The following is a 17,572-nucleotide window of genomic DNA, read 5'->3' on the forward strand; positions in this document are numbered from 1 at the left end:
AATGGAATCAAAAAAAATCCGGGGATAACAGCGATCGAAAGATGAATCTGTATTCGAAGTGGCCTCGTGTAAACCTTATTTTTTCGTTCGTTAGTATAGATACAGATAAAAAGGAGAGAAACTTATATGACCTACAAATTAATCGCAATTGATATTGATGACACTCTGATCAACGACAATAAGGAAGTAACCCCTGCTACGCAGACTGCATTGGAACAAGCCGTTGCCCATGGTGTAACTGTAACGCTAGCGACTGGACGTGCTTATGCTTCTGCACAAGCGCTTGCTCGTCAAACTGGTCTTAACGTACCGATCATTACGTATCAAGGTGCATTGGTGAAAAACTTGCTGGACGAAAAAGTACTCTATGAGCGTTACGTTCCGCAGGAGGCTTCCCGCAAATTGTACGATTATTGCTTGGAGAACAATCTCCACCTTCAAACGTATATCGATGACAAGTTGTATGCTCGTGAAGAAAACGACAAACTGCGTGATTATGCCAAATTGAACGGCACACAATATTACATCGAATCTGATTTCATCAAAGTAATTGAACAACAAACACCGAAACTGCTCATCATCGATGAGCCGGACTACTTGGATAAGGTTGCCGTTGACCTGCGTGAATTGCTTGGACCACAAGTGCATATTACGAAGTCCAAACCTTACTTCCTGGAGATCATGCACAATGAAGGAACTAAAGGCCACGCCCTTACATTCCTCGCAGACCACTTTGGTCACCAATTGAGCGAGTGCATTGCCATTGGCGACTCTTGGAATGACCATGAGATGCTGGAAGTTGCAGGACTTGGTGTAGCGATGGGCAATGCAATCCCTGCTCTTAAAGAGCTGGCTGATTACATTACGGCGAGCAATAACGAAGATGGCGTGAAAGAGGTTATCGAGAAGTTTGTACTGAACGCAGAGTAAGGTTCAAGCAAAGCATTTTTGCACAAAATGTGTTTTGATTAAAACACAAAAAACAAACAGCCCTGCACAACGTTAACTCCTTGTGCAGGGCTGTTCTTATTTTCAAACCAATCTTATTGTCACTTAATTACGAATCTGAAATAAGTAAGACTTATTTACTCTTATCCCCATACTTTTCATCGAATTCACCTTTTCGTCCCAAATAGCCGCAATCGCAAATTATTTCACCACAGTTTTGGAAGTCTGAACCAGTGGATTTGTGCGCCCACCTCGTTTTAACCACCCCATCACTTTCTCGTTCATCGCTAGCAAACCTGTAACGACCAGTGCCACACCGATCCATGTAATCCCACTGACATGTTCATTATAGACAACGGCACCCAGACCAACCGCAATCGGCGGGGAGATGTACAGCCAGGTTGCCGGGAACAGCGGATTCGTGCGAGACATGATCCAGTAGAACAGGCTGTGACCTACCATTGAACCAACTACCGTCAAATAAATGACGGACGAGACAGCAGGCACCCAATCCAGAGCGGACATATTCCAGGATTCTGTCACCGCTGAGAGCAAGGTTAACAATAGTCCTCCATACATCATCTGTACTGCGTTAATCGCTACGGGGTTTGCTTCTTTGAACTGATTGATAACCTTCTTGGAGTATAGTGCGCCTGCTGAATAACACACTTCTCCCACCAGAACGGCAATACAGCCCCATAGCCATAGTGGACTTCCACCAATGGACACACCCGGCAGAACGACAAGCACAACTCCGGCAAAGCCGATCAGACATCCCATAATCATGCGTGCAGATGTTTTTTGTCGCAACAAAGCTGTCTGCATCAGCATAATCATGAGTGGACCTGTGGCTGACAAAATCGCACCAACGCCCGAACTCACATATTGTTCAGCCCAATATAAGGTCGCAAATGTACCAAACGTCAGTCCTGCACCTGTAATGAGCATTTCTTTACGCCATAGCAGGGAAATATTGACCTTTCCCTTCATCCACATCCATGTAAACATCAAAGCCCCTGCAACGATAAAACGGAGCCCAGCGGACAGAAAAGGCGGCATGCCTGCCTCCACTCCAATTTTGATTGCCAGAAACGTTGTTCCAAAAATAAGACACATTACGGTAAATGCGATCCCAACCATGCTAGCCCCTCCTTCATCTGTTCTCCATCATATAGCACTGTCTACAGAACAGAATGAACAAAACAGAACAGATATCTTCCGTTTACTGTTACAATAGAATTCAAAAGGAGCGTGAGCCGGGTGGGCAAAACCATGATGATGACAGATAACAGCCTGAAACTATATGAGCAAGTAATCCATTATCTCGTTGTGCGTATAGAAGCGGGAGAGTGGGCTGAACATGAAAAACTGCCATCTGTACGAAGCCTGTCCGAGCTACTCGGCGTACATCGCTTGACCGTTTTCAAAGCCTATCAGGAGTTAAAGGAACGTGGAAATGTGTATGTAAAGGATAAGTCTGGCTATTATGTCAGTCCAGCGACCCCATTCTCTGTAACGGATCAGGCGGATGATCCTGCTGTGTCTGCTTGGCTGCATTGGGATTCACTAGCGCGGGTACAGTCTCTAGAAGCAGAATACCAATTTTCCAAATCGTTAATCGATCCCTCTCTGCTGCCCAACCGGTATTGGGGAGAACTGATGCGTGATCTGCTGGATCAATATCCCCGTTTGCTCGGAACGTATTCCACGATTCAGGGAGATCTGGAATTGCGAAGTGCGCTGGCAACCCATCTAACGAAAAAAGAACGCTTCTATCTCTCCGCAGACGAAGTGCTCATTACTTCGGGGGCCCAGCAGGCCATTGATGTGATCTCCCGCAGCTTGGTCAAACCCGGTGATCGTGTTCTGATGGATAGGCCCACGTATGGGCCTGCAATGGAAATTTTCCGAAAGCAGGGTGCTCGTCTGATCTTTACGGATATTCATTCGGATGGGTATGATTTGGAGCAGATTGAGCATCTGATGAAAACGGAGAAACCACGCTTATTCTACACGACGCCAACCTATCATAATCCGACCGGCGTTAATGTTCCAGTAGAACAGCGTAAGCAGTTACCCGAACTTGCAGAACAGTATGGTTGTTTTCTGCTCGAAGACGATAGCACCTATGATATCTATTTTAAAGAGAAACCTCCTGCACCCATTTTCACCTACGACACCACTGGACACACCCTGTACATCCGTAGTTACAGCAAGTATGTTGCACCCGGGCTAAGGATTGCAGCCATCATATGCCGCCAGCGATTCATGCCAGGACTACAGGCTGTGAAATCACTGACAGATAACGGATCGCCCCTTCTGAACCAGAAGCTTTTTCTCCGTTATTTTCAATCAGAACGTATGCATCAACATCTGTCCAAGCTGCGGACCGCCATCCAGCTACGGATGGAAGTAATGGAACAGTGTCTGCTGGAAACGGACTGGACGTGGACCCGGCCTGAGGGCGGACTCAACTTTTGGGCGGAGCTTCCTGAAGGCGTGGATACCGGAAAACTGCTTCACCGATGCATGGAACAATCCGTTGCCTTTGTACCCGGAACCGTATTTGATTCTTCGGATAATTCCGCCAGTCGCAAGCTGCGCCTGTCCTTCTCTTATGCACATGAGCAGCAGATTCGGGAAGGCATGAGCAGACTTATTACGCTTGCGAAAGAAATGTAACGTTTGGATTCCCTGGAACTGACGTCACTCCGAAGAATATCAAGTGCAATTGCCCTCTCACCCTGCTACATCAAAAAAAGTCGCCTTGTGGCGACTTTACTTTTGATGTTCTTTACTCTTTACTCTTTACCTGCAACCCGCTCTGTGCTCAAAGGTCTTTTCTTGCAAACAAGCGAATGGTGATGAGATAGGACGCAAAAAACAAACCTATAATGCCTACGGAAACCAACGTCATTGTCGTCGTGGTAATTATGCCGTTCTCGTTGGCCATACTCATGAGGTACGCAACGGGTTGCGCCAAAATAATCATGCAGACCATGAATATCGCATTGATGATGCCAGCACCTTTTTTGCTAAGTCCGTAGAAAAGAGGCATGTATATGGAAACTAATACAAGCACCATGCCTACGGCAATGACAATATCCCTAAGTGAATAATTCGGCTTGTTCAGTTCAGGATAATTCAGGTTCACAAGCTGGTGAATTCCAAACGACGCGAGCACCCCGAACAGGGTATAGACTATAGCAGAGAGGTACTTGGCTTTTACAATCTGTTTGCGGCTAACGGGGAGTGTGACCAGGAAATTGTGATTATGGTTCTTGATATCAATCATGGTTGCCAGCATGACCGAACCAAAGGCTGTGTAGATGCCTACAAAATACATTGACATTTCACTCTGGGGTATAAAGGCGAGACTAAATACCACCAGGTATAACCCAATCGTCCACAGTGAACTTTTCAGTACAATGAAATCTTTACGAAGCAAGTTAAGCATATTTGCGTCCTCCCTTCGCCGTAAAATAAATGAGGTCTTCCAACGTAGGTCTTTGTAAAAGAGCAAGCCTGCCAAATAACTGTTCGGCCTCTGCCTTATGATCCGACAATGCTTCAAAACCAACGGCTGTCTCGCGTATTCCGATGAAATGTTTCCGAATGTCGGAATCAAGCAGATCCATATCCCCTTTTACAATCGTATACCTTTCCAGCACATCATCTTTGGCTTCATTGAACACCAGTTTTCCTTGATGAATAAACGTAATGTAGTCTGCAATACGTTCCAGATCGGTCGTAATATGCGTCGAGAAAATAATGGACCTTGTTTCGTCCTGTATCATATCTGCAAGCAGATCGAGCAGTTCCCGCCTAAATACAGGATCAAGCCCGGATGTTGGTTCATCCATAATCAGCAAATCTGCTTCATGCGACAAAGCTACGGCGAGAGAATACTTGATCTTCATGCCTTTGGACAGATCCTGGATTTTCTTTTTGGGAGACAGTTCGAACTGATCCAAGTAGTCATTGAACGCTTTATTGTCCCATTTGGTGTAAAAAGGAGCGATCATTTGTGTCATCTCACGGATCGTCAGATGCTCATAATAAAAGCATTCATCGGACACAATGCCCAGGCGTTGCTTGATGTCAACTTCCTGATTGGGCATCTGGCTGCCCAATGTCTTGAGGCTCCCCTTATCGGGATGGATCAGACCCGTGATCATTTTGATCAAAGTACTCTTTCCCGCACCATTCGGACCAATAAGTCCCGTGATATATCCTTTTTTCACATCCAGAGATACATTATCTACTTTAAATAAAGGATACGTTTTGGTTACATTACGTAATTCGATCGCGTTCATTATGCTTATTCCTCCTCAACCAACAATGTAAGATGATGGATTACATCCTGTGAACTCATGCCCAGTTCTCTGCTCTCACGAATCACTTCGAGCATCTTCTCTTCCAATTGTTTCATCCGCCGCTCTCGAATAAAATCCTGATTGGCTCCGGATACAAAGCTCCCTTTGCCTACAACTGAATCGATCAGTTTCTCTTTCTCCAGCTCTTCATAGACACGTTTAGTTGTAATAACACTGACTTGCAGATCCTTGGCGAGCTGCCGAATGGAGGGAAGACTATCTCCAGCAACCAATTCTCCGCTCAAGATGCTTTGTCTGATCTGAGTTAAAATCTGCATATAGATCGGATCGCTCGAAGCGTTCGATATTAAAATGTTAATCTTTCCTCACCCCATTGATGTTAGATAATTTTCAGTAGGTATAGTGTATATATATAATATATACACTATACCTACTGATGGTCAATCTTTATTTCACATTATTCTCATTCTGATTCGATCCATAGACACGGGTTAGCTAATCTGGATGACAAAAAGAGGACGTCAGTTTCCTGTTCGTCCTCTTGATTAATCAAGCCCGAAAGGTCACATGGCCTTCCGGGCTTATTTTATGTGCTGGATATTACCTTATCCACCAATCCATATTCGACTGCTTCAGCAGCAGTCAGGAAATAGTCTCGATCCGAGTCCTTCTCAATCCGCTCAATCGACTGTCCTGTATGGTCGGCTAACAGCTTGTTAAGACGTTGACGGTGTTGAATGATGCGGTTAGCATGAATCAGCATATCCGACGCCTGCCCTCGTGTACCGCCATGCGGCTGATGGATCATGATCTCACTGTTCGGCAGCGCCATACGCTTGCCTTTTGTTCCACCCACCAGCAAGATCGTGCCAAAGCTCGCCGCCATACCTGTACAGATCGTGGAGATATCCGGCTTCACGAATTGCATCGTGTCATAGATCGAGAATCCCGCAGTCACCGATCCACCAGGACTGTTAATGTACATTTGGATATCCTTCTCCGGGTCCTCCGCAGTCAAAAATAACAACTGGGCCACAATGGCATTCGCCATCTGATCCTCGATCTCCCCGGACACCATAATGATCCGGTCTTTGAGCAAACGTGAATAAATATCATAGCTCCGTTCTCCGCGAGCTGTCTGTTCCACTACATATGGCACTACATTCATGTATGTCGCCTCCTCGGTTTAGGCAACCATGGTGACCGTGTATCCTCCTCCATACGACATCGAATTCGTGCCAGAAGTGGAGTACCCGTACATCATTGGCTGCATGGATGGAGACGGCAAAGCCTGCTGCAAAATCGTACCCGCCACAGCCATCGGATCATCAGTCCGATTCAGGCACAGATCAATAATTCGGGCTGTATCACCATTACGAAATGCCAGCAGATAGCTGCGCAGTTCCTCCCGATTGTTTGCCACTATGCCTTCATCATACTGCAATTCAGTATCCGATTGCTCCAACCTGTGCCTCACTTCGGCTATGGCAGAGCGGGCTCGACTTAACGCTGCTTTCACTGCGCCCTCTGTCGTATCCAACATTTCCGCAGTCTCTGCCGCCTTATAACCCATTAATTCACGTAATACATATATCGCTCGCTGCCACGGTGGTAGCTTATCTATAAGGAGTTGAACGGCAGATTCCAATTCCTCGAATTGCCTTTCTTCCTCTATTTCGTGCAGGAGTGGCTTCAAGCTGTCCAGTTTATAGGCCATTCTTTCACGCTGGCGTAAGATATCGATCCAGCTGTTGCGCGCAATACGGATCAGATAAGCTTCCCAGTTTATATCTTTATTCATCCCGGAAGTTCCAATTACACTCGACGACAACACTTTGAGACAGGTCTCCTGAACCAGATCTTCCGTCTCTGGAACTGATTTCGTCAAAGATAAACAGTACGCATACAACGAACCCATCAGGTCAGGTAACACGGCATGGATGCTTCGGTTCATTTGATTTTGTCCGGCGTTGCCACCGGATTCAATATTAGATTGATCTTTTTTACCATCATCATGTGGTCTGTTGATTCTGCAATCCACGGACTTCACAAAGGCCATCTTGGGGGCCCCCCTTTGCTGGTTCCTGATTGATTTTGACTTACACTATGTAAACGAAGAACCCCTTGTAAAGGATACGCTCTTCTGAATTTATTTTTGTTACGCTCGTTAAGCTGAGTTACGCGTTCGCGTCCGGATATACGGTTCCAAGCGTTACCTTCATCCCGGTAAGGGCAATCGTAATGCCTTGATCCAGATTATAATTCTGCCGTACATCGACGTCATGAGACATATGTGTAAAATAGGTATGACCTGGCTTCAGTTCCCACAGCAGATCCTGCGCCTCGCGCATATCGTATACGGAACGTGTCGAGAATTCCGCAAGCTCATGCACAAAGCTCGTTCCGAGCACCAGCAGATCCAGTCCGTGCAACGGCTCTTTCTCGGTTGCTTTCAGGTCAATGGCATCTGAACAGTACGCCCAGCTATACCCTTCCCGTTCGAGTCGATACGCATAGGAATAACCGTTTTTACCGTGGCAGACCTTCCATGAATGCACCTTCCATCCTCCAAGCTGAATATCATCATCCGTTTCCAGAAAGTCCATATGACGCCCCAACCAGGGAAACTGTCCCTGAATCGTAACAATTACTTCACGTGGCGCATATAAACGCCCCTTCACACCCAGCCAGCGACACGCATCCGCCCATTCCGGCAATCCTCCAATATGGTCAAAATGCGCATGAGTGACAAGTAGCGTATGCACCATACGCAACCCCTGATCCTCCATCTGTGATCTCCAGTCTGGTCCGCAGTCAATCATGAACTGTTCGTTAGCACCATCACCATCACCGTCAATCAGAACAGAAGAGCGTTTCCGTCTATTCTCTCCTGTAAACCTCGCCTCTGTACATACGTCGCAATTACAATACACACGTGGAACGCCCATCGCATCGCCAGTGCCCAGAAATGTTAGCTGATTCAATCCGCATTCCCCCTGAATTAATGATATGTAAATTGTAATCGCCCACCCCTGTTTTTGCAAAAAAAAAGACCATCCCGCTGCAGTTCTACACTGCAATTCGGGACAGTCTGTCGTCTGACCGTTCACCGTCAGACTTCATCTCTATGCTTCGCTCCATAGGAGCTTACGTTCATCCACATCTGAGCGCCCCTTTATACCTGGGTCGCCCGTATGAAGATCAGGCTTTACCTTTTGCCAGGCCATGACCAATTGATTCAAGTCACATTAACCCAGCGCTGGAATTACACCAGCGCCCGCAGCTTCAACGTCAGTTCCTGACCCGCAGGTACATCCTTCGAATCCGTAATGACCCAGTTCGACGCAAGCCGCTTCGCCAGCACCTCTGCCTGTTCCTGTTTCAATTGTAATCCGGTTACTACACCTTCACCTACCGTGAAGTCTTTCTCCGGCTGTACCTTAAAGGCCTTTTCCAACCAGATTCCGAGTCCACCACGCGTATTAAAGGTAATCCGGTACCCATCTTTTACTGCTGCCTCCAGATTCTCACCATGCTCGTCCGCATACGAGAAAAATTCGTTATATCGGTATTCCTCTTCAGACACGGCGTCAAAAGCGGAAACATCTTTGGCTTGAATGGCTTTCAATAGTTCTTCCTCAGGCATCCCCTTACCGCGGGCCTGCTCCAGTCGAATTGCTGTACTTTGGGATAATTTGATCTCTGAACTCATCCAACTCACACCTTCCTGCACTATGTAACAATCATGATTCAGTATACCTCTATTATAACCTTTTGGCAGTAAAAAACCTCCATCTCTACTTCCATTGAAATGAAGGTTTAGTATCCATATGCTCAGTTACCTATTCGATTGCATCAGCAATACTCATATTCCCGCGAGCACCTGATACCACACGCCGCGCTTGGAGTACAACGTACTGCGAACCTCGTCCCATCCCCCTAGATAATTGATATCAAATAGTCCTTCTGGCGTTGGGAATGTGGACTCCGTCTGTGCAAATACATCCGGATCTACTGAACGAAAACCATGTTTCGCAAAAATGTGCTGTGCTTCCAGTGTACGCAGATATGCGACAAAAGCTTCTGCCAGTTCACGATTTCCATGTTTGTCGGCATATTTATTCACCACGACTGCCGGGTTCTCAATCAGGATCGTATTCTTCGGAACGACGATATCATAATCTACACCTTTGGCGATCCGGGCAAGCAATTCATTTTCGTACGTGACGATTACATCACCGACTCCATACTCGAATGCCGCCATGGAAGAACGACCACTCTTGTCCAATGATTCCACGTTGCGATGTACCTGTTCGAGAAAAACCTTGGCTGCGGCAGGATCTTTCTTACCCTCTTGCTCCTCCGACAGTTTCAATCCGGCACCATAAATGGCATTGATATCCCATTGTGCGCCCCCGGATGTCTTTGGATTAGGGTAGAGTACCTTCACTCCCGGCTTGGTTAAGTCCTGAAAATCACGAATACCCAGCGGGTTGCCTGCTCTTGTGCCCAGAACAACAATTGAACGGGTGATCATGCCCTCATTAGGGGTCTGTTTCCAATCGGAGCTAACCAGATCAGCCTTGACCAGCTTGTCGATATCGCTCTCCATCGCGAGCAGGGCTACATCAGCCTCGAATCCACCAACGATGGCTCTTGCCTGTGTACCCGAAGCTTCATACGATTCCTGGAAGTTAATCGTCTGTCCAGTCTTCGCTTTCCACTCCTCCTGGAATTTGGGTAGCAACTCGCCTACAGCGTCTTTGGCTACACTATAAGCACCGATCACCAGTGTATTGGATGAATCGTTACCAGAGAGCTCGTTCTGTTCGCTTGACTCCTCCTGCTTGCTGCATCCAGCGGTCATGCAGACGAGCAGAAGCATGAGGGCAACGTATAAAAGTATGACTTTCTTCTTCCTCGTCTGCATGGGCAGCCCCTTTCTTTCACTCGTCTATATCATTACCGGCATCGGATCTTCCTTCAGTCGGTTCTCAACGACCCAACTGTTGGAATCATTGAACAGATAGGCACGATGCACAAGGACCCGAATTGATTGGCCGATCTCCAGTGTCGTCTTCTCCAAGGAACGATACGTAATTAACTTGTGACCCTGCACTTCCACCTCTACCATCCACTCACTTCCGCGGAAATGAAGATGTTTGACTGTACCTTTTTCCGTTGCAGACAGCATGGTGAACTCGTTTTTCAAACCGATCTCAATATACTCCGGTCGGATCAGCGCTCGTGTACCTTCACCATCAACCGCATGTTCAAACCCTTTCAGCTGTGAAGCATCCTCCACAACCGTTGACTCCCCAATAAATGTAGCGACAAAAGGGGTCTGAGGGTTTTTGTATATATCCCAAGGTGTGCCCTTCTGTTCGAGACGCCCCTGACTGATGATCATGATTTCGTCCGCCACTTCAATCGCTTCATCCTGGTCATGCGTTACAAATATCGAAGTAATCCCTACACGCTCGATTAGCTCCCGCAACCATGAACGCAGTTCCTGACGGATCTTGGCATCAATGGCTGCGAACGGTTCATCCAGCAATAACAGCTGCGGCTCAGGAGCAAGTGCTCTGGCAAAAGCCACACGCTGACGCTGCCCACCAGACAGCTGATGCGGATAGCGCTGTTCGAAACCTTTTAACCCAGTCAATTCAACCAGTTCCATAACCCGATCACGGATCTGGGCTTTTGGCGTCTTCTTGACCTTGAGTCCAAAGGCGATATTCTCAAATACCGTCATATGTTTGAACAAGGCATAGTTCTGGAATACAAATCCGATGCCCCGCTCCTGTGGAGGCAGATGGTTCACGACTTTTCCGTGAAAGCGAATCTCCCCGGAACCCGGATTCTCAAGACCCGCAAGCATTCGCAGAATGGACGTTTTCCCGCCTCCGCTGGGTCCAAGCAGACCGATCAGATGGCCTTTGGCAATATCGAACGAGACATCTTTTACCGCATGAAAATCACCGAAATGTTTGTTCAAGTCACGGACTTCTACATGCATATCAATGCACTTCCTTTCGCTTCTTGGCCCATTCCATCATGAGCAGCAGCCCGACGGAGAAGGTGACCAGCACCAATGCCACACCATTTGCGGCTGCTACATTAAAATTCTCTACATCCTGATACACCAGCGTTGTTGCTGTCTGCGTTTTGTTCATGATATTACCGGATACAACCAGCACTGCACCGAATTCCCCGAGTGAACGCGCAACCGTCAAGACAAGACCGTACACCACCGCCCAGCGGATCGAAGGCCAGGTCACACTCCAGAACGTTCTCCAACCGTAGGCGCCCAATGTAGATGCGGCCTCCTCTTGCTGAGAACCAAGTTCCTGCAGGACAGGCATGACCTCTCTGACCATCAGTGGAAAGGTAACAAATAACGTTGCGATCACCATACCCGGGAAGGCATAGACCACATTGAATCCAATCCCTTCAAAAAAAGCGCCCATAATGCTGTTAGGTCCCAGCATCAAAACAATCATCAAGCCGCCAATGACAGGAGATACGGCATAAGGCAGGTCTACGATACTGTTCAGCAGCCCCTTTACCCGTTCACTCAGCCACCCGGCACGAACCAGATACAGGGCCATCATGATGCCAAACAATGTATTTAAAAGGGTGACCACCAGGACCACCAGTCCGGTCATCATCAAGGCATGTAGCGCCTCAGGACGCATCAGCCCTTTCAGGAATCCACCTGCTCCATCTTCAAATGCGCCAATAAAAATGCGTCCGAGCGGGATGATCAGCAGGACAATAAATACCGCAAACGTCAGTCCGATTAATAGTCTTCTCATCGTCTTCTCCCCCGCATCTGCACCAGATTGATCAGCCAGAGGATCAGGAAGGAGAGCGTCAGAAGTATTACGGATACAGCAGCCGCTCCTGTTGGATTATCACTTTCAATCTCCCCGTAGATAAATACGGAAGCGGTCAGTGTTCTTCCCGGGATGTTACCAGCCACCAGCACGACAGCCCCGAATTCAGCGAGTCCTCTGGAGAAAGCCAACATCCCACCGCTGATCATGCCAGGAGCCATAGACGGCAGAATCACCTGCATGAACGTGCGAGCCTTGGATGCCCCCATCGTGTACGAGGCCTCTTCCTCGGAAGGATCAATTTCTTCAAGCAATGGCTGCACCGCACGAATCACAAACGGAAACGTGACAAAGGTCATCGCGATAACGATTGCGGGCTGATGAAACACAATCTCGAATCCCATTGACTCTGCCAACTTACCGATGGCACTGACCGGACCCAAAAGCAGCATAATCATTAAGCCGCCCACCGCTGTTGGCAGTGCAAACGGAAGGTCGACCAGACTGTTGAGAAACGATCTGCCGACAAAACGATACCGCGTCAGCACCCAGGCGATCATCGTGCCCAGCACCACATTAATCAACGTGGCTATCACGGCCAGCCGAATGGTCAGCAGGACGGCTTTCCACGCGATCGGGTCCATAATGCTCTGAACAAAGTTGCTCCATCCTTCGGAGAAGGAATTGACGTACACACCGATGATTGGAAGTACAATAAGTACGATAAAATATAACAATACGGTACTGCGAAATCCCCAAGTCCATCCCTTATGACGAAGAACGGTATTCATTGCTGCGTTCCCTCCCAGCCTCCGGCTATAATTCCGGTCGGCAGTCTCCCTGCTTCAATACGACATTTTTCCTAAGTTGGATTATATTACTTTAATATTATTCCCATTAGTCTACTTGGTTTTGCTTTTCTGATACTTTACCAGTTTGCAGTGCTAATCGTCAATGCTTTTATTGAATATAATTGGGACACATATGAGATCGATTAATAAAAATCGCACCTGCACACTGCGAGGCCAGAACAACCTTCCGATCACTGTTATCCCCAGATTTCTTTGATCCCCTTTTCTAAGGGGAAATCCGGTGATAAAGGCGAAGCTTATGCTTCCGAAGCAGCTTTCTTACAGAAAGCTTTTAGCTTCCGCTTCTTCAGGTTATTTCTGTCCTCTCCGTTATGATGCGATTTGCTTTTTTCACCTTGCATATGTGGTTTGTTTGGTATGTAGTGGTTAAGGTACAATCGAGGGTAAGAAATGAGATGATAAGGAGCGATCTAACATGTTATATACGAAGAATATATCCACTTCCACACGAGATGAAATGAAAGATATCACACGGGACGTGAAGCAGGTTGTCCAGAGTAGCGGGGTGCAGAATGGGACGGTGCTCATCTATTGTCCTCATACGACAGCAGGTATTGCCATCAACGAAAATGCAGACCCGGATGTAAAACACGATGTATTGTTGCGTTTGGACGAAGTGTACCCTTGGGAGCACCCGGAGTATCGACACGCCGAAGGCAATACAGCCTCTCACCTCAAATCGATCACAACGGGGCCATCCCAGACGGTGATTATTCATGAGGGCAGGCTGCTGCTTGGCCGATGGCAAGGCATTTACTTTTGTGAATTCGATGGACCACGTGAGCGGGAGTACTTCCTCAAAATCATGGAAGGCTAGAGTCAGCCCAACTGGCCTAACTGCTGCTCATATATTTTGCAAACACAAAAAGGCGGTCCACCCTCATATCGGGTCGGAGCCGCCTGACTTGGTCTTTGGCATATAATGACTTTCGCGAGACAACGTTATAAAGAATTAAAGTTATGACAAATCACCGCCCTGAAGTGTAGGGGTGCAACAATAGCGCCATTATTGGACGCCAGGCTGCTGACCCAGATTGCGGCACAGCACTTTGACATGAGATAGCGCAGACGATTCAATCTCCACAAACGTTAAACGGTCCTGAATGTAATAAGAAATGAATCCGTGCATAGCCAAAAATAGCGTACGCGGTACCCTTTGAATATCCTCTTCCGTACAGTTCTCTTCATTCATGTACTGCCTTATAATCGATGCAAACAATTCGAAACAACGTCCCTGTTCGGTACGACAATAAGACAACAGTTCTTCGTCCCTAATCATAAACATAATTTCGTATTGATATGGATTCTCCAGACCAAAGCGAATAAACTCCATCATAATGTGCTCTACCTTGCTCACATCATCACGAACCGGCCTGACCATGGCTTGCAGCAGCAAATGCCCCAGATGATTGAAATCTTCAACCACGATGGCATAGAACAGCTCTGCCTTTTCCTTAAAGTGATAATACAGCGACCCATGACTATAGCCCAGATGCTGGCCGATGCTTCGCATCGAAATGGCGCGGTATCCTTTGGTAATAAAAAGGTGCCTCGCCGCCTCCAGTATCCGCTCCCTCGACAACTCCTGTTCGACTGCTCTTCTAGCCATATATTTTATTCCCCTTCAATAAAATAAAGCCGCTGTCCCTCCGTGATCCGGGATTGCCCTTGCGTCAAATCCGTGATCCAGGCTACAAAAGCCTCGGTTTCACTATCCGGCGGAAGACAAGTCAACGTAACCTTATCGGTGAATCCAGTTTCACCTGTACGGACTTCCCGGCTTCTTAACTCATTTTCCACTTTACCCAGCCACGTATAATCCAGTTCAACAAATACTTCACGATGCAGGACGTTGGTAATGGCTTCTCCGGCTTCAATGGCTGCTACAGCCCCGTCCGTATAAGCGCGAATTAACCCACCGGCTCCAAGCATAATTCCCCCGAAGTATCGCGTAACCACAATCGCCACATTTTTTAATTTCTGATTTTTGATCACTTCAAGAATGGGTTTCCCTGCTGTTCCGCTTGGTTCCCCGTCATCGGATTGCTTCTGGATCTCATCCCGCTCCCCAATCATGTACGCAGAGCAGTTGTGAGTCGCATTCCAATGTTTTTTCTTGATCTCATCGATAAAGGCAACGGCCTCTTCCTCTGTCGTGACCGGCATAATATGACCGATAAATCGCGACTTCTTGATTACAATTTCCAGATTGCCCGGTCCTCGAACCGTGCGATAACGTTCAATCATTGCAAATCCAACTTTCTGATCTTTTCCTGAGTCCATTTTACAAGAAAGCAGTTCCCCGCGCGAACGCGGACGAACTGCCCTGGTTATCTACATCCGGGAACCCTGCATCTTACACGAGCAGTAATTCCCCGATAGATTTACATTACCTTATTTAACGATATGAGCAGACCGATGAATTATTCGGAAAGTCTCGCTTCGAGCGCTGCTTTCTCTTCTTCAAAGCCTGGTTTGCCCAACAATGCGAACATATTTTTCTTGTATGCTTCCACGCCTGGTTGGTCAAATGGATTGACACCCAGCAGGTAGCCACTGATGCCGCATGCTTTTTCAAAGAAGTATACCAGATATCCGAAAGAATATGGAGTCATATCTGGAATGTTCACAATCAGGTTTGGTACTTGACCATCTGTATGTGCAAGCAGTGTTCCCTGGAACGCTTTTTTGTTAACAAAGTCCATTGTTTTGCCTTCAAGGAAGTTCAGTCCATCCAGATCGTCCGGATCGGATTTGATCGAGATATGCTCAGCCACTTCTGTAACCTGGATAACAGTTTCGAAGATATTCCGGCTACCTTCCTGGATGAATTGACCCATGGAGTGCAAGTCTGTAGAGAAATCAACGGATGCAGGATAGATCCCTTTGTAGTCTTTACCTTCACTCTCTCCGAACAATTGTTTCCACCACTCGGATACGAAGTGCAGGGATGGCTCATAGTTTACAAGGATCTCCGTGCCTTTACCTTTGCGATACAAAGCGTTACGAACAGCCGCATATTGATATGCTTCATTCTCAGCTACGTTCGGGTTGCTGTATTCTTTGGAAGCGTCAGCCGCACCTTGCATCATTTCTTCGATGCTGATACCAGCTGCTGCGATTGGCAGCAAACCTACTGCCGTCAGAACGGAGTAACGTCCACCTACATCATCCGGGATAATGAAAGATTCGTACCCTTCTGCATTCGCCAGTTCTTTCAATGCACCGCGCGCTTTGTCTGTTGTAGCGTAGATGCGTTTGCGAGCTTCTTCTTTACCGTATTTTTCTTCCAGTGCTGCACGGAAGATACGGAATGCAATTGCCGGCTCTGTTGTTGTACCTGATTTGGAGATAACGTTGACGGAGAAATCTTTGCCTTCAACCAGATCCAGCAAGTGCGTTACATATGTGGAACTGATATTGTTTCCTGCAAAATAGATTTCAGGCGTTTTGCGTTTGTCTTTTGGCAGATTGTTATAGAACGAGTGTGTCAGCATTTCAATTGCTGCACGTGCACCCAGGTATGATCCACCGATACCGATAACGATCAGTACTTCGGAGTCACTTTGGATTTTGGCAGCTGCTTTTTGAATGCGTGCGAACTCTTCTTTGTCATAAGCCGTTGGCAGGTCAATCCAACCCAGATAGTCGGAGCCTGTTCCTGTTCCGTTGTGAAGCTGTTCGTGAGCCAAACGAATCGGTTCAGCGAAATAGTCCACTTCGTGCTGATTTACAAATTGCAATGCCGTGCTATAGTCAAATGTCACTTTTTTTGCCATGATCTCAAAAACCTCCTGATTTCGGTTATAGTGCGTGTTCAAAAAGATCGGTTTTCAGTACCGAGAAGATGGGATGAAGCTAGAAATGGAGTAGCGGAGCGTAGGAAAACTACGTGAGCAACGGACATTTCGGCTGAATTCCATATTCGATGCTGATGATGCCACCAGGCATCCTTTGTAATCAAAAGCGGACTTTTTGAACAACCTCTTATATTATTTCCGTATTCCATTCTAAACAACTTAGCATAAGGATACTTCAAATCCACGGGGCTGACAAGCTTGCAGCTCGAACTTTGTCGTTAGAATTCAAGAAGCAAAAAGGGTAAACCGAATCCGCGGGTTGCGGTTCTGCTTACCCTTCTTATGTTATTCCGCCGGGTACGAGCAGACGTAGTCAGTAACGCTGCGTATCTCCAGTTTAAATTTGGATTCGGCAGGCACGTGGAACGTAGCTTGGCCTTGAATCTCTTGCCACTCTTCTTCTCCGGGAAGCAACACTTTCAGATCTCCGGACAGAATCTCCATAATTTCACGGGAATCCGTACCGAACTCATAACTGCCTGGAAGCATGATGCCCAGAGTCACTTTGCTGCCATCCCCCAAAATAACCGTTCTGCTGGTTACCTGACCATCATAATAAATGTTGGCCTCTTTCACTACACTGACTTGATCGAATTGTGACATGCGTACCCGCTCCCCTGAAGTTAATGAAAACAAAAGGCAAAACAGATCAGGGCGATAACGAGGTTACCGCCCATGCTCTGCGGAAATAACTTACCGCCATAAATCAGGACAGC

General features: G+C 47.1%; 19 protein-coding genes. 3 read left to right on the top strand and 16 right to left on the bottom strand.

Annotated features, from left to right (window positions below; genetic code table 11):
• Positions 1-126 precede the first annotated feature (126 nt).
• The gene (locus FS628_RS07095; protein WP_145320352.1) at positions 127-930 is read left to right on the top strand and encodes a Cof-type HAD-IIB family hydrolase; all 804 of its coding nucleotides are present in this window, start codon (positions 127-129) and stop codon (positions 928-930) included.
• Positions 931-1,149: 219 nt separating this feature from the next.
• On the opposite strand, the gene FS628_RS07100 is transcribed toward FS628_RS07095, so the two are convergent.
• The gene (locus FS628_RS07100; RefSeq protein WP_145320354.1) at positions 1,150-2,088 is read right to left on the bottom strand and encodes a DMT family transporter; all 939 of its coding nucleotides are present in this window, start codon (positions 2,086-2,088) and stop codon (positions 1,150-1,152) included.
• Positions 2,089-2,208: 120 nt separating this feature from the next.
• Between FS628_RS07100 and FS628_RS07105 the strand changes: the two genes are divergently transcribed.
• A complete protein-coding gene (locus FS628_RS07105) occupies positions 2,209-3,630 on the top strand; it encodes an aminotransferase-like domain-containing protein (RefSeq protein WP_260870947.1) in 1,422 nt (473 codons plus the stop codon).
• A 148-nt stretch (positions 3,631-3,778) separates the two neighbouring features.
• Here the strand turns inward: FS628_RS07105 and FS628_RS07110 are convergent, their stop codons facing one another.
• From FS628_RS07110 to cysT, 11 genes are all read right to left on the bottom strand, one after another.
• Positions 3,779-4,405: an ABC-2 transporter permease gene (locus FS628_RS07110; RefSeq protein ID WP_145320356.1), complete on the bottom strand. Its 627-nt coding sequence runs from the start codon at positions 4,403-4,405 to the stop codon at positions 3,779-3,781.
• Entirely contained in the window at positions 4,398-5,264 is an 867-nt protein-coding gene (locus FS628_RS07115) for an ABC transporter ATP-binding protein (protein ID WP_145320357.1), read from the bottom strand. The genes FS628_RS07110 and FS628_RS07115 overlap by 8 nt, the downstream gene beginning before the upstream one ends.
• A gap of 5 nt (positions 5,265-5,269) precedes the next feature.
• The gene (locus FS628_RS07120; RefSeq protein WP_036610760.1) at positions 5,270-5,644 is read right to left on the bottom strand and encodes a GntR family transcriptional regulator; all 375 of its coding nucleotides are present in this window, start codon (positions 5,642-5,644) and stop codon (positions 5,270-5,272) included.
• Between the two features lie 227 nt (positions 5,645-5,871).
• The gene (gene clpP, locus FS628_RS07125; RefSeq protein WP_036610761.1) at positions 5,872-6,453 is read right to left on the bottom strand and encodes an ATP-dependent Clp endopeptidase proteolytic subunit ClpP; all 582 of its coding nucleotides are present in this window, start codon (positions 6,451-6,453) and stop codon (positions 5,872-5,874) included.
• An 18-nt stretch (positions 6,454-6,471) separates the two neighbouring features.
• Complete coding sequence (locus tag FS628_RS07130) at positions 6,472-7,344, bottom strand: RNA polymerase sigma factor (RefSeq protein ID WP_145320360.1); 873 nt, start codon at positions 7,342-7,344, stop codon at positions 6,472-6,474.
• A 118-nt stretch (positions 7,345-7,462) separates the two neighbouring features.
• A complete protein-coding gene (locus FS628_RS07135; protein ID WP_145320362.1) occupies positions 7,463-8,269 on the bottom strand; it encodes an MBL fold metallo-hydrolase in 807 nt (268 codons plus the stop codon).
• A 281-nt stretch (positions 8,270-8,550) separates the two neighbouring features.
• Positions 8,551-8,997 carry a hypothetical protein gene (locus FS628_RS07140; RefSeq protein ID WP_145320364.1) on the bottom strand — a complete coding sequence of 149 codons (447 nt, stop codon included), beginning with the start codon at positions 8,995-8,997 and terminating at the stop codon, positions 8,551-8,553.
• A 153-nt stretch (positions 8,998-9,150) separates the two neighbouring features.
• The gene (locus FS628_RS07145; RefSeq protein ID WP_145320367.1) at positions 9,151-10,215 is read right to left on the bottom strand and encodes a sulfate ABC transporter substrate-binding protein; all 1,065 of its coding nucleotides are present in this window, start codon (positions 10,213-10,215) and stop codon (positions 9,151-9,153) included.
• 24 nt (positions 10,216-10,239) lie between these two features.
• Complete coding sequence (locus FS628_RS07150; protein WP_145320369.1) at positions 10,240-11,304, bottom strand: sulfate/molybdate ABC transporter ATP-binding protein; 1,065 nt, start codon at positions 11,302-11,304, stop codon at positions 10,240-10,242.
• Between the two features lies 1 nt (position 11,305).
• Complete coding sequence (locus FS628_RS07155; RefSeq protein ID WP_145320371.1) at positions 11,306-12,103, bottom strand: sulfate ABC transporter permease subunit; 798 nt, start codon at positions 12,101-12,103, stop codon at positions 11,306-11,308.
• Positions 12,100-12,915, bottom strand: a complete 816-nt coding sequence (gene cysT, locus FS628_RS07160; protein WP_145320373.1) for a sulfate ABC transporter permease subunit CysT — start codon at positions 12,913-12,915, stop codon at positions 12,100-12,102. The genes FS628_RS07155 and cysT overlap by 4 nt, the downstream gene beginning before the upstream one ends.
• A gap of 496 nt (positions 12,916-13,411) precedes the next feature.
• On the opposite strand from cysT, the gene FS628_RS07165 reads away from it, so the two are divergent.
• Entirely contained in the window at positions 13,412-13,813 is a 402-nt protein-coding gene (locus FS628_RS07165; protein ID WP_145320375.1) for a secondary thiamine-phosphate synthase enzyme YjbQ, read from the top strand.
• Between the two features lie 189 nt (positions 13,814-14,002).
• On the opposite strand, the gene FS628_RS07170 is transcribed toward FS628_RS07165, so the two are convergent.
• The 4 genes from FS628_RS07170 to FS628_RS07185 all read right to left on the bottom strand — a co-directional run bounded on the left by FS628_RS07170 (position 14,003) and on the right by FS628_RS07185 (position 17,459).
• Positions 14,003-14,605: a TetR/AcrR family transcriptional regulator gene (locus tag FS628_RS07170; RefSeq protein WP_017689980.1), complete on the bottom strand. Its 603-nt coding sequence runs from the start codon at positions 14,603-14,605 to the stop codon at positions 14,003-14,005.
• Between the two features lie 5 nt (positions 14,606-14,610).
• Positions 14,611-15,243 carry a YigZ family protein gene (locus FS628_RS07175; protein WP_036610785.1) on the bottom strand — a complete coding sequence of 211 codons (633 nt, stop codon included), beginning with the start codon at positions 15,241-15,243 and terminating at the stop codon, positions 14,611-14,613.
• A gap of 176 nt (positions 15,244-15,419) precedes the next feature.
• A complete protein-coding gene (locus FS628_RS07180) occupies positions 15,420-16,775 on the bottom strand; it encodes a glucose-6-phosphate isomerase (protein ID WP_017689982.1) in 1,356 nt (451 codons plus the stop codon).
• Between the two features lie 366 nt (positions 16,776-17,141).
• On the bottom strand, positions 17,142-17,459 hold the full coding sequence (locus FS628_RS07185) for a pyrimidine/purine nucleoside phosphorylase (protein WP_017689983.1): 318 nt from the start codon (positions 17,457-17,459) through the stop codon (positions 17,142-17,144).
• Positions 17,460-17,572 lie beyond the last annotated feature (113 nt).

Source organism: Paenibacillus xylanexedens (assembly GCF_007676705.1).
Classification (GTDB): domain Bacteria; phylum Bacillota; class Bacilli; order Paenibacillales; family Paenibacillaceae; genus Paenibacillus; species Paenibacillus xylanexedens_C.